The 12,278-nt window shown below is 67.9% G+C and carries 11 protein-coding genes; 6 read left to right on the forward strand and 5 right to left on the reverse strand.

What is annotated here, in order from left to right:
• The first annotated feature begins 727 nt into the window (after positions 1 to 727).
• From BM125_RS11145 to BM125_RS11170, 6 genes are all read left to right on the forward strand, one after another.
• Positions 728 to 1,117 carry a DUF4156 domain-containing protein gene (locus BM125_RS11145; protein ID WP_092407957.1) on the forward strand — a complete coding sequence of 130 codons (390 nt, stop codon included), beginning with the start codon at positions 728 to 730 and terminating at the stop codon, positions 1,115 to 1,117.
• 215 nt (positions 1,118 to 1,332) lie between these two features.
• Positions 1,333 to 2,331 carry an NAD-dependent epimerase/dehydratase family protein gene (locus BM125_RS11150; protein ID WP_092407959.1) on the forward strand — a complete coding sequence of 333 codons (999 nt, stop codon included), beginning with the start codon at positions 1,333 to 1,335 and terminating at the stop codon, positions 2,329 to 2,331.
• A 288-nt stretch (positions 2,332 to 2,619) separates the two neighbouring features.
• Positions 2,620 to 3,279 carry a ubiquinone biosynthesis accessory factor UbiJ gene (locus BM125_RS11155; RefSeq protein ID WP_092407961.1) on the forward strand — a complete coding sequence of 220 codons (660 nt, stop codon included), beginning with the start codon at positions 2,620 to 2,622 and terminating at the stop codon, positions 3,277 to 3,279.
• Positions 3,276 to 4,940, forward strand: coding sequence for a ubiquinone biosynthesis regulatory protein kinase UbiB (ubiB, locus tag BM125_RS11160; RefSeq protein ID WP_092407963.1), 1,665 nt, complete (start codon positions 3,276 to 3,278; stop codon positions 4,938 to 4,940). Before BM125_RS11155 ends, ubiB begins: the two co-directional genes overlap by 4 nt.
• A 14-nt stretch (positions 4,941 to 4,954) precedes the next feature.
• Positions 4,955 to 5,677 (forward strand): pseudouridine synthase, encoded by a 723-nt coding sequence (locus tag BM125_RS11165; RefSeq protein WP_281243945.1) that lies wholly within the window; start codon positions 4,955 to 4,957, stop codon positions 5,675 to 5,677.
• 280 nt (positions 5,678 to 5,957) lie between these two features.
• Positions 5,958 to 7,433: a hypothetical protein gene (locus BM125_RS11170; RefSeq protein ID WP_092407965.1), complete on the forward strand. Its 1,476-nt coding sequence runs from the start codon at positions 5,958 to 5,960 to the stop codon at positions 7,431 to 7,433.
• Here the strand turns inward: BM125_RS11170 and BM125_RS11175 are convergent.
• The 5 genes from BM125_RS11175 to BM125_RS11190 all read right to left on the reverse strand — a co-directional run bounded on the left by BM125_RS11175 (position 7,430) and on the right by BM125_RS11190 (position 12,137).
• Positions 7,430 to 8,062 (reverse strand): LuxR C-terminal-related transcriptional regulator, encoded by a 633-nt coding sequence (locus tag BM125_RS11175; RefSeq protein ID WP_217647855.1) that lies wholly within the window; start codon positions 8,060 to 8,062, stop codon positions 7,430 to 7,432. The two genes, BM125_RS11170 and BM125_RS11175, sit on opposite strands and share 4 nt — an antisense overlap.
• Positions 8,059 to 8,778, reverse strand: a complete 720-nt coding sequence (locus BM125_RS11180; protein ID WP_092407967.1) for a sensor histidine kinase — start codon at positions 8,776 to 8,778, stop codon at positions 8,059 to 8,061. Before BM125_RS11180 ends, BM125_RS11175 begins: the two co-directional genes overlap by 4 nt.
• A gap of 2 nt (positions 8,779 to 8,780) precedes the next feature.
• Complete coding sequence (locus BM125_RS11185; protein WP_175498035.1) at positions 8,781 to 11,231, reverse strand: serine/threonine-protein kinase; 2,451 nt, start codon at positions 11,229 to 11,231, stop codon at positions 8,781 to 8,783.
• Positions 11,224 to 11,748 (reverse strand): hypothetical protein, encoded by a 525-nt coding sequence (locus BM125_RS20235; protein WP_175498036.1) that lies wholly within the window; start codon positions 11,746 to 11,748, stop codon positions 11,224 to 11,226. Before BM125_RS20235 ends, BM125_RS11185 begins: the two co-directional genes overlap by 8 nt.
• Before the next feature lie 95 nt (positions 11,749 to 11,843).
• Positions 11,844 to 12,137 carry a cupin domain-containing protein gene (locus tag BM125_RS11190; RefSeq protein WP_092407971.1) on the reverse strand — a complete coding sequence of 98 codons (294 nt, stop codon included), beginning with the start codon at positions 12,135 to 12,137 and terminating at the stop codon, positions 11,844 to 11,846.
• Positions 12,138 to 12,278 lie beyond the last annotated feature (141 nt).

Here is a 12,278-nt window from a genome sequence, read left to right on the forward strand (position 1 = left end):
CTGCGCAAAGCGGCAGTCCTGCCGTTTGGTCTCCCGCGCGCGGGAGAAGGGGAAATCAGAAGCGAAGCGGCATCTGCAGGCTTGCGGGAATCTGCTTCGTCTTGGCTGCGCAGGAGGCGCAGTGACTGGGGCCCCTATGCAGTGGCGCAGCGGCGGAGAAAAGGCCCGTAGGGTGGCTCGCAAGGATGCGAGCCAGTTGGCTGCCAGTCCACGGATGGACTGTCAGCCAACCCCGGAGCCGCTGCGCGAAGTCGCAGGGCAGGATGCCCGGAGACCGCTGCATCGGGGTGGCCTTCTCTTTGGTTACTTTCTCTTGGCCACGCAAGAGAAAGTGACTCGCTCGCCGAAGGCGAGTGAAAGCTTGGCACTGGATCGACACGTCTCGCGCCGCGAAGCGATGCACGAACATACGGAAAAGCCAAGGCGCTGGGTCACGGCGCGGACGAAGTCCGGCCTGTCCTGAGCCTGTCGAAGAGCAGGGACGACGATGTAGAAGTTCGGACCGTGCAGGAGAGCATCGCGCCTGAAGGCGCTCCTACAGTGGAGCCACAGTGGCTCGCCGGCTGGCAGCGAGCGATCCCCTCCAACAACACCGATGCGCCGCGTAGCGACAACGGACAGCGCGAAAACAAACCCACCGAACCCATAACCTCCTCCAGCGCCATTCAGCAACCCGACACTAAACTCAACCTCTTCCCGAATCCCGACAAGACCGAGCCCGATCGCGATGAAACTCCTGATTCCAGCCTTGTTGATCCTTCCCCTCGCCGCCTGCAGCTGGGGCATCAAGCTCGACAGCGCCGGCAAGAACGTGCGCGTTGCCTGGAACGACGATGTCAGCGGCTGTCGCGACATGGGCAAGATCACGGTCTCGGTGCTCGACAAGGTCGGGCCGGTCGACCGCAGCGCGATCAAGATCAACGACGAGCTTGAAGTCATGGCGCGCAACGAGGCGGCCGGACTGCAGGCCGACACGATTCGTCCTCTTGGCGAGGCGCGCAATGGCGAGCAGAGCTGGGCTGCCTATGCCTGTGGCGAGGCCCCGCGCCCGGCGCGATCCTCGCTGGCCGAACCGAAACCCGGCGATGTGGAGACCTTTCCGGTCAAGGAGAACTGAGTTCGGCTGCAGCGCTTCGGCTATCGCCCCGCGTTCCACGGCGTGCCGTCATCTGCTCGGATCGGATGGGATCGGATAACCGTCGCATGGACGGGCAGTACCGGCGAAAATTCGTCATGGCCACATCGAATACCCTCGAAATTGGCCCGGCAGTACTGCACACTCGGTACCGGGGACGCCGCGACGTGGCGTGACGAAGAACGATTGTTGAGCGTATGCAGATTCTGCTGACCGGCGCGACCGGCTTTCTCGGTCGGGCCATCACCACCGCCCTGCTCGAACAGGGTCATCGCGTGCGCGCCCTGGTGCGTTCGGAAAACCGCGAGCTGGGCACGCTCGGCGTCGAGCTGCGCATCGGACTGGCGACCGAATTCGAAAGTGTCTGCGCAGCGGCCGATGGCTGCGAGGCGATCGTGCATGCGGCCGGCTGCAGCGACCCGCTGGCCAGCATCGAGCAATACCACGATGCCAATGTGCGTTCGACCGACTGCATGCTCGGTGCCTGCGAGCTGGTCGGCGTGCCGCGCCTGCTGCTGACCTCGTGCGCGAATGCGGTGATCGGCAGCGACGACCTCGAAGGCGTCGATGAGCGCCAGCCCTATCCACAAAAGTGGCCCTCGGCCTACGGGCACACCAAGGCACTGGCCGAGCAGCGCGTGCTGGCTGCCAACGGCGAGCGCCTGGCCACCTGCGTGCTGCGCCCGCACCTGCTCTGGGGCGCCGGCGAAACGCGCATCCTGCCGGCCCTGCTCGACCTGGCCCGACGCGGAAAATTGCGCCTCTTCGGCGAGCCGGACAAGAAGATCGATCCGTGCCACATCGACAACGCCGCGCATGCGCACGCGCTGGCACTGGGCAAGCTTGAAAACGGTTCCGCACTTGCCGGCAAGGCCTATTTCGTCGGCCAGGGCGAACCGATGAGCATCGAGACCTTTCTCAATGCGCTGCTGCGCGCCGGCGGCTTTCCGCCGGAAAAGCGGCGGCTCGCTTCCTTGACCGCGCACGCTCTGGCAACCGCCGCGCGCGCCGGCGCGGACAGCACCTCGCCACTGATTAACCCCTACATCCTTGAACTGTTCAGCCATGCCAGCTGGTTCAATCTTGGCGCGGCCAGGCGCGATTTCGGTTATGCGCCCAAACTCAGCACCGCCGAAGGCATGAGCCGCCTGTTCACCGCGTTGACGCGCGAGCGCATGCAAAGCCGCACGCCCTGAGCTGAAGCAGCAGCGCGCGATCGGCAATCGAAATCCATGCCACGCATGCACTTCCATGCACTTCGTAGGAAGAGCCTTCAGGCTCGATGCCCTTCGTCACTTCGCGAAGAAGGCATCGCGGCTGAAGCAACAACGAAGCGGCAACGCGTGGAAAGCCATCGAGCCCCGCGCCCGTCTTCCGGCCCCTACCCTGTAGGAAGAGCCTTCAGGATCGATCCCTTTCGTCACATCAAAGCGCCGCGACTCTGGCCGGGCCGACTCCCGGGTCAGATGCCTTAGAATGCGCCGATGACGACGACCGAAATCCATCGCCAGCACGCGCCCAACCCGATACTCAAGGTGCTCGGTCGAGGCCTCGAATCGGCACTCAATCGCGCCCTCAGCCTCGATGCCGATACGCGCGACGCACTCGGCGCACTGGACGGGCGCGCCATCGGCATCGCGTTCAAGGGCACCGGTCTGGCCATGCGACTTGCCGTCGAGGGGCAGCGCCTGGTCGTCGGCCCGGCCTTCGGCGGCGACAACCAGCTGCGCGTGACGGCGACCCCGGGCAGCCTGCTCGGCCTGGCTTTCGCCCGCTTGCGCGGCGATGGCGAGACGGCGATTCCGCCCGGCCAGGTCGAGATCTCCGGCGATGCCGAGCTGGCCCGCCGACTCGAGCGCCTGGCCACGCGCTTCGAGCCCGATATCGACGAGGTCTTTGCGCGCGCCTTTGGCGACGTGATCGGATTCCAGATCGCGCGTGGTTTCCGGCGCGCGATCGGCGGGGCGCGGCGCTCGGCCTCGGCCCTGGTTCGCGACACCGCCGATTACCTGGTCGAGGAGCGGCGCGACCTGATCGCCAAGCCGGAGATGGAGCAGTTCCTCGACGAGGTCGACGAGCTGCGCGAACGCGCCGATCGCTTCGAAGCCCGCTTCCGACGCCTGAACGCGGTCCGGCGCGCATGAGCGCTTCATGGCGTCTGCTGCCGCGGGTGATGCGCATCGCGGCCGTCGTCGTGCGCTATCGCCTCGATGACGTCATCGATGACGCCCACCGCTTTCGCGTGTTGCGCTGGGCGCGCCTGTTCGTGCCACGTGCACCGGCCGAAGTCGCGGCCTTGCCGCGCGGCGCGCGCCTGGTCATGGCGCTGACCGAACTCGGACCGATCTTCGTCAAGTTCGGCCAGATCCTCTCGACCCGTCGCGACCTGCTGCCCGCCGACATCGCCGACGAACTGACCGCGCTGCAGGACAAGGTGACCCCGTTCGCCGGCAGCGAGGCGCGTCTCGCCGTCGAACGCGCACTCGGTGCCGCGATCGGCGAACGCTTCGCCGCCTTCGATGAGCAACCGCTGGCCTCGGCCTCGATCGCCCAGGTGCATGCCGCAGAATTGCGTGACGGCCGTGAGGTCGTGGTCAAGGTGCTGCGGCCCGATATCCAGGCGCGCATCCAGCGCGATATCGAATTGCTGCGCGCCCTCGGCGAGCTGGCCAACCGCGTGCATCCGAATGCCGACAAGATCCGCCCGCTCGATGTGGTCGCCGAGATCGAATCGACCCTGCTCAACGAACTCGACCTCCAGCGCGAAGGTGCCAACGCCAGCCTGTTGCGACGCAACTTCATCGATTCGCACGATCTCTACGTGCCCGAAGTGGTCTGGTCGCACACCACGGCCGGCATCCTCACCCTCGAGCGCGTGCGCGGCATTCCGGTCGACGACCTCGCCGCCCTCGATGCGGCCGGCATCGATCGCGTGCAGCTCGCCGAGAAGGGCGTGCAGCTGTTCTACACACAGGTTTTCCGCGACAACTTCTTCCATGCCGACGCGCACGCCGGCAACATCTGGGTGGACGCTTCGCGGCGCGACAATCCGCGCTTCATCGCGCTCGACTTCGGCATCATGGGCACCCTGCCCGAGCAGGACCAGTACTGGCTCGCCGAAAACTTCCTGGCCCTGTTCAGGCAGGACTACAAGCGCATTGCCGAGCTGCACCTGCGCGCCGGCTGGATGCCGGCCGATGTGCGCATGGACGAACTCGAGTCGGCGATCCGCGCCGTCTGCGAGCCGTATTTCACACGCCCCTTGAGCGAGATTTCTCTGGCCGAGGTGGTCGTCAAGCTGTTCCAGGTGGCGCGCCGCTACCAGCTGACCCTGCAGCCGCAGCTGATCCTGCTGCAGAAGACCCTGCTCAACATCGAGGGCGTCGGCCGCCTGCTGCACCCCACCATCGACATCTGGGCCACCGCGCGCCCGGTACTCGAGCGCATCTGGCTCAAGCGATCGGGTCCGCGCGCCATGCTGCGGCGCCTGCGTCGGCGCGTACCGGAATGGCTGGCCGCCGCGCCCGACCTGCCGCAGCTCGTGCACGGCTATCTCGAGCAGGTCACCCACGGCAAGCTCGAGCTGCGCATCGCGTCCGAGGATCTGCGCCTGCTCGAAGCGCATTCGCGACGCAGCCCACGTCTCGCCATCAACCTGACCGCCGGCGCCACGCTGGCGCTCTGCGCCGCCCTGCTCCAGGTGTTCGACGGCAGCACCGCGCGCTGGCACGGACTCAGCCTGATCGGCCTCGGCGCCGCCGCGCTTGCGGTCTGGGCGTTCGCCCGCGCATTTTGCACGCGCTGACTCGGGCGGCAGCGGTGATCCTCTACAGCGATGCGCACATCGTCGTCGTCGACAAGCCGGCCGGCATGCCGGTGCATCGCAGCCGGCTGGTCAATGATGGCGATGTCTACCTGATCGATGTCGTGCGCGAGCTCGTCGACGGCCCCCTGCACCTGATCCACCGGCTCGATCGCGCGACCAGCGGCGTGCTCCTGATCGGCCGCAGCAGCGAGATCGCCGCCACACTGGGCCGCCAGTTCATGCAGCGCGACGTCGAGAAGACCTACCTGGCCGTCTGCCGCGGCTGGCCCGAGGAAACCGGCGAGATCGATTACGCCCTGCCCGGCGTGCGCGAGAAGAGCGAACGCAAACCGGCCTTGACGCGCTGGCAGCGCCTGGCCACGACCGAGGTGCCGATCCCGATCAACCGCTATCCGCAACAGCGCTATGCGCTGCTCGAGGTGTCACCCGAGACCGGTCGCTACCGGCAGATCCGCCGCCATTTCGCCCACCTGCGTCACCCCCTGATCGGCGACACCAGCCACGGCCGCACCGAACACAATCGCCTGTTCAAGCAGCACTTCGGCGTGCATCGCCTGCTCCTGCATGCGTGGCGGCTGGCATTCGACCACCCACTCGACGGCCGTCGCCTGGCAGTCGAGGCGGCGCTGGACAGTGAGTTCGCCGGCGTGCTCGAGCGATTCGAATGGGCCTTGCCGGATATCCGCGCGGTGGCTGGCATGCCAATCGGCACCTGAATCAAACCTTGCGGTCGGGTGGATGGGCATGACGCGGCAATACGCAGGCTCGATGCCGCAGGAGTCGGGCCCGGCCAATCGACGGTGCTCACTCCAGTTCGAACCGACAAGACAGGCAGATCACTCCGAAGCAGGGTCGCAGGCGGGACCGCGCTCGCGAGAGGCGCGCAGCGCCGCCGCGTGCACGACCTGGGCAGCGGGGTAGCCCCCCTGTTCGCGGGGTACCCGCGCATGCGCGAATTGCCTAACGTGCCTGCGTTTTCCGCAAATCGAATTCGCCATGCCCAGCCTTGCATCGCTCCTCCGCCGCTCCGCGGTCTTCGTTCTGCTTGCCCTCGCCTCGTTCGCACAAGCGGCCGGACTCAGGCTCGAACTGCAGACCCCTGCACTGTACACGGGCACGCAGTTCAACTCCGGCGCCACGGTGACCAAGAACACCATCGGCGACGGCATCATCTATTCCGGGCCTTTCGTGTTCCATGCCAGCTTGCCGGCAGGCACGCGCTTCCTGTCTGGCAGCGGCGGTGGATGGACCTGCTCGATCGCGCCGCCGGATGCCCGCGAAATCGTCTGCACCTCGAATGCAACCCTGTCCGATCCAACCTGGACCCTGAACTTCCTGTCATTGACCGGCTACACCGACCCCTCCACGCCGCTCGGCCCAACGACGATCACGGCAACGATCTCGAGCCCCGACGTTCCGTTACCGCCCCAGCCGGAGTGCGTCCCGTCGCCCAGCGCGACCGGATGCGCGACGGTGGCGCCCGCTGTCGCCGAGTCGAGTCTCGAAATCTCCGGCTGGGGCAACAGTGGCAATCCCGTCTCCACCTGGCCGATTGCAATCGAAGCCGGCACACAGCAGAACATCCTAGTTGCCGACATCCGCAACATCGGCTTCGGCGCCTCGAACACGCCGGTGACGCTGAACATCAAGTTCCCGATGGGCGTGACCTACAGTGGCTCTGCATCGGGCATTCCAACGTGGACTTGCGCGGCGCAGGAGCAGCCCGATGGGCAGCTTCTGAGCTGCACGACGCCAGCCATGTTTCCGAACCAGACCGGCTTCGTCTCGTTTCGCAGCGATTTCGCACATGACGTCACGGTGCCCGGTCCACACTATTTCCATGCCGCGATCGGCAACAATGTCGTGCCGCCGCCCACCGACTGCATCGCCAATCCACAGCAACGCGGTTGCGGCCGACTCGCTGTGAACACGCGCCCACCGAGCATCGCCGTGCTTGCCTTCGCCGACCCCGAGGTGCAGCACAGCCAGGCCTATTTCACCCTCGGCGAAGACAACGGCCCGATCGTGGTCAATTTCCGCAACCTCGGCGACAGCCTGGCCGCGCGCACGACGCTGCAGATCAAGCTGCCGCCCGGGTTCACCTACACCCAGAGCTTCAGTGCGCTGCCGGCCCTGAGCTGCGTGGCCAGTGGCGCGTCCATCGACGGTCAGCTGCTGACCTGCCAGGGCGCGGGCCTGCCGGCATCCAGCAACGGGTTCGTGAGCTTCGGGGTGCACCTCGATGCCGGCACCGAGGTGCCCGGGCCGGTGCCCCTGGTCGGTGCGATCGACATGTCCGATCCACCCTCCGCTGCGCAGCTCTCCGCGTGCGTCGCCGACCCGGGCGCCTCGAACTGCTTCTGGCACGAGGTCCCGACCTATGCCAGATGTGGCTATGCGCTCGGTGCGGAGAACATCTTCTGCGATGCGTTCGAGGAACTCGGGCTGCCCGGCTCAGCGTCTTCAGACTAGCCAACGAGTCCGCGGCGCGTCGCTTCGAGCGTGGCCTCGGCCCGCGATCCGACACTGAGCTTGCGGTAGACGTCCTTCACGTATCCGGCCGCCGTATGCCGCGAGAGGCCGAGCAGGCCGGCGACTTCGGCGACGGTGTGGCCCTTTGCGATCAGGCGCAGGACGTCGGTTTCGCGAGCGGTCAGCGCGGCCTCGCCACCAACCGGTAGCGCTGGCTGGAAATGCCGCAGCAGCCGGCGCGCGATCGAGGGCGACAGCGGGGGCTGGCCGGCGGCGATGCCGCTCAGCATATCGGCGAGGTGTCCGGTCGACTGGTCCTTCAGCACGTAGCCGCCGGCCCCGGCATGCAGGGCAGGAAAGAGATGCGCGTCATCGTCGAACACGGTCGCCACGATGCACAGCGTGCCGAGCAGATGCAGGCGCTCGATCAGGCGCAGGCCGGAGCCGTCGGGCAGGCCGAGATCGATCAGCGCCAGCGGCGGAGCGGGATCGAGGTGCAGCGATGCCCCCGCAAGCGTCGCCGCGCTAGCGACGACGATGCCCGGGAACGCCTGCTCGAGCGCACACGAGAGCCAATCGCGGCTGCCGGCGAGGTCGTCGACGACGAGCGCGCGGTCGATGCGATTCACGAGGCGCCGCCGAGCGGTACCGTCAGCAACACCTTGGTGCCGCCCTGCGTGCCGGGTCCCCAGTCGATGTTTCCGGCCAGTTCGGCGGCGCGCTCGCGCATCGTGGTGAAGCCGCGCCCGCCGGATCCCTTCGGCGCTTCGTCGCCATCGCCATCGTCGGTCAGGTCGAGGCAGAGCGCGCCGTCGCGCACGAGGGCGCGGATGCGCACGCGCGTCGCACGGGCGTGACGGATCACGTTGCTGATCGCTTCGCGGACGATGCGGTGCAGATGGAGGGCACGACCGCTGTCGAGGTCAGGGTCGGGCAGCTGCTCATCGACGTCCCAGGCCAGATCGATGCCGGCCGCGGCGAGGCGCTGCGCGATCTCGCTGCGGATTTCGGCGAGAGTGTCCCGGAGTGTGCCCGGCGTGCCGCGCGAGCGCGTCACGACGTCGCGCAGATCCTGCAGCGCGGCGCGGGCGAGGTCGGCCTGCAGCGGCGACTCAGCCGCGTGGATCATGCCGAGCAGACGCGCGCCGAGATCGTCATGCAGGTCATCGTAGATGCGTGCGCGTTCGCCCAGCGCCGCCTGCTCGCGCGCGACCGCCTCGCGCTCGACCATTCGCGTCGCAGACTCGACCCGTTCGGCCGCCAGCTCACGGCGCAGGCGACGCAGGCGCAGCAACAGCATGAAGGTCGAACCCGCGAACACCGCACTGGCAGCCGCGAGGAGCATCGTCACGAGTCCGTCCCGCTGCCCAGCAACGCTTCCGCCCTGCTGTCCTGTCCGAGGCGTCGGTAGACTTCGGCAAGTCGCTCGGCTGCCGCGCGCGTGCGCACATGTTCAGGTCCGAAGGTCTTCAGCAAGCGTGCATGGGCGTCCTCGAGTTCGCGACGGGCCTCGCCAAGGCGGCCCATCCGGGCCAGGCACAGGCCTTCGTTGCTCATGAAGATCGCGGTCATCGCGTGATCCTCGCCGACGGTCCTGCGCGCGTGTGCGAGCAAGGCCGCGAACTCGGAACGCGCGGCTTCGAGCCGGCCGGCGTTCATCAGCAACATGGCGAGGTTGTTGCGCGGCGCCAGCGTGGTCGGGTGCTCGACGCCGCCGCTCGTCTGGATCGCGATGATGCGACGATATTGCCGCTCCGCTTCGTCGACCCGGCCGCGTTCCTCGAACAGGTAGGCGAGCGTGTTCATCGAGGCCAGCGTCTGCGCGTAGTCCTCGCCGAACTGCGCCTCCATGCCGGCCAGCGACTCCTTCGTCAGTGCCTCCGCTTCGTCGTAGGCCTTTTGCCCCATCAGGATGTTGGCCAACGTCTGCATGCTCATGAGCGTGCTGACGTGCTGGTTGCCGAGCACCTCGCGCTGCAGGCGCAGGGCTTCCGCGGCCTCCGTACGCGCCGCATCCATGTCGCCGCGCGCGGCGAGCACGAGGGCCAGCTTGTTGCGGCTGGCCAGCGTCAGCGGTGCCCGCTCGCCCAGTTGCTCGAGGCGCGAGGCGAGCACCTCGCGCGTCAAGGCTTCCGACTCGTCGAGCGCGCCCTTGTCGCGCAGCACCCCCGCGAGGTTGCTGCGCGCCGTTTCGCGCGTCGAACCGAGGCTCGCATTGGCGGCCAGGGTCGCCGCGTCGACTCCGGCCAGGGACTCGAGCAGGGCCCGGTACTTGCGCTCGGCCGCCTCCGGGCGACCGGCTTCCTCGTCGATGCGCGCCGAGGTCAGATCGAGCGCAAGGCGCTGGGCCAGCGAGGCATCGGGCCAGGCGGCGCGCGTGCGATCGAGCGCGGCCACGGCCTCGTCGAAGCGGCCGAGGTCGGCGAGCAGCGAGGAACGCTGGTGCAGCAGCCCGGCCTGCTCGGCGCCGGTTGCGCCGATCGTTTCGCCGAGCGCGAGTGCGCGTGCATTGAGGGCCAGGGCCGCATCGAACTCGCCGAGCGCCCTGCGCGTCCGCGAAAGCGTGGTGGCGACAGCGCGCTGCACGCCTGGTTCGGCATCGAGGCGTTCGAAGTCGCGCTCGGCCTGGTCGACGACGGCGTCCACGGTCAGGCGCTGGCCGGCGGTCTGGTCGGGGTCGGCCGAAGCGAGCATGCGCTCGAGGAAGGCATTGACGGCGGCCGATTCCCGGGCGCGGCGGTCGGCCTCGGCGCGGGCGCGCTGCTCGGCCAGTGCGTAGCGGATCGAGATGGCGCTGGCGACGGTGAGGACGAGCACGATGCTGGCCATGGCTGCGGTCAGCACGCGATGGCGGCGCACGAAGCGATGGGCGCGGTACCAGCGCGTCAATGGCCGCGCGGCGATCGGACGATGCTCGATGAAGCGCTGCAGATCCTCGGCGAAGTCGGCCGCACTTGCATAGCGCTGCCCCCGCTCGCTCGCCAGCGCCTTCATGATGACGGTGTCGAGATCGCCGCGCGCGGCCGCGTTGATCGTGGCCAGCGGCGGTGGCGTCTCGTTGCGCAGTATGTCGAGCGCCTCGAAGACCGTGGACGTGCCGAGGCGCGGGTGCGGCAGGCGGCCGCTGATCAGTTCGTAGGCCACGACCCCGAGCGAGTAGACGTCGCTGCGCGCATCGACGCCGCTTCCGTCACCGAGCAGCTGCTCGGCGCTCATGTACGGCAGGGTGCCGAGGACCTGGCCATCCTGGGTCAGGTCCGCGCGGCCGCCGTGGCGCAGTCGGGCGATGCCGAAGTCGAGCACCTTCGGATGTCCGTCGGTGTCGACGAGGATGTTGCCGGGCTTGATGTCGCGGTGGATGACGCCACGCTCGTGCGCGTAGTGGACCGCCCGGGCGATCTCGATCAGCAGGCGCAGGCGCGCGGTGATGTCCAGATCGCGCTCGCGCACGTGGCTGGCCAGATCGACGCCGCGCACGTACTCCATCGCCAGCCACGGCACCTCGACGTCGTCGACCCGTGCTTCGCCGGCCGCGTAGAGACGTGCGATGCCGGGATGTTCAAGCTGGGCAAGCACGTCGATCTCGCGTCGCATGCGTTCGATGACGGCCGCCGAGACACCGCGCACGACCTTGAGCGCGACCTGGCGCTGCGGGTGCGATTGCTGGGCGAGATAGACGCGTCCCATCCCGCCCTGGCCAAGCAGGCGCAGTATCCGGTACGGACCGATCGCCAGTCCGCTCGGGACGTCCTCGCCCGGTTCACTCAGGCGCCGTGTTTCGGCTCCGCTGTCAGTCACTCGGCAATTCCCCTTTTTTCCATGCCTGGCCGAACCCCGCTCGACGCGTTCGATGCCCGGGCTGGCCACGCCCCGGGCCCTGTCGCCGGCGCGGGTTCGGACCGACCCCGGTTTTTCCGAGGATAGTCGGTTTGCGCATTCGGTGGCGGCTGCTTCGCCACGCATCCGCGACGCGTCTCGATCCGCGCAGTTGCGCGAACGCCAAATCCGCACGCCCGGCATCCACGGGCGCGGCAAGCGGTCGGGCCTGCGCGCACGCATCCATCGTGTATCCGGACGCCGCTGCAGTACCCGCCTGTCGACGACGACGCCACATTTGAACAGCACCGGGACCGAGACAAATTACCGCCGGCCAGAACGAGACGAAGAACAGCACACCGGGGCCGATGGGATTCGGATTCGGGTCCGGCCACAGGCCGGGCATGGCCAGGAAAACGATCGCAAACAGCGGCGTCCAGCCGATCTGGGCGATGATCGCGCCGATGCTGAACAGGCGATTGCTCCAGAATTCCTTCATGCGCCCCTTCTCTGCTGCGGTGCCGCCCTGCGCGCCGCGAGCCCGATTCCCGGCCGGCCGACCGGTCGCGCCGTGGTGTCGCCCGGGCCGCTCGACTACGTGTCGAAAATGACCAGCGTCCCGTGGCTGCCGGCGGCTACCGCATGCGCGACGCCGACCGGGACGATGAAGACCTCGCCGGCCCGCACCGTCACCGACGCGTCGCCGAGCGTGAGGTTGAGTTGGCCGTCGACGACCAGCAGGCCCTCCGGGTAGTCGTGCGTCTCATCCGGATACGGGGCCGCATCCATGCGCATGACCTTGAGCTGGGCACCGCCCACGCGGGCAAGGATGATCGACTTCCAGGCATCGCACTGGGCGACGGCAGACTTGAGGTTGACGAGGCTCATCGGCGTGCGGTCGAGGGGCGTTGTGGCGGCATGCCAAGCGCGGCAGTCTGCGCAATTCCTGCGCGATCGACAAGATCGCACCGGCGCCGGTCGTTGGCGCGGGTCGCACCGGCGGCGGGCCAAGGCATCGGTCGTCGAACG

It is taken from the genome of Dokdonella immobilis (assembly GCF_900115085.1).
Taxonomy (GTDB): domain Bacteria; phylum Pseudomonadota; class Gammaproteobacteria; order Xanthomonadales; family Rhodanobacteraceae; genus Dokdonella; species Dokdonella immobilis.

Coding starts and splice junctions, on each gene's coding strand:
- BM125_RS20235 (WP_175498036.1), bottom strand. CDS start 11,748: ATGAAGGAATTCTGGAGCAATCGCCTGTTCAGCATCGGCGCGATCATC.
- BM125_RS11145 (WP_092407957.1), top strand. CDS start 728: ATGAAACTCCTGATTCCAGCCTTGTTGATCCTTCCCCTCGCCGCCTGC.
- BM125_RS11180 (WP_092407967.1), bottom strand. CDS start 8,778: ATGCTCCTCGCGGCTGCCAGTGCGGTGTTCGCGGGTTCGACCTTCATG.
- BM125_RS11170 (WP_092407965.1), top strand. CDS start 5,958: ATGCCCAGCCTTGCATCGCTCCTCCGCCGCTCCGCGGTCTTCGTTCTG.
- BM125_RS11150 (WP_092407959.1), top strand. CDS start 1,333: ATGCAGATTCTGCTGACCGGCGCGACCGGCTTTCTCGGTCGGGCCATC.
- BM125_RS11155 (WP_092407961.1), top strand. CDS start 2,620: ATGACGACGACCGAAATCCATCGCCAGCACGCGCCCAACCCGATACTC.
- ubiB (WP_092407963.1), top strand. CDS start 3,276: ATGAGCGCTTCATGGCGTCTGCTGCCGCGGGTGATGCGCATCGCGGCC.
- BM125_RS11190 (WP_092407971.1), bottom strand. CDS start 12,137: ATGAGCCTCGTCAACCTCAAGTCTGCCGTCGCCCAGTGCGATGCCTGG.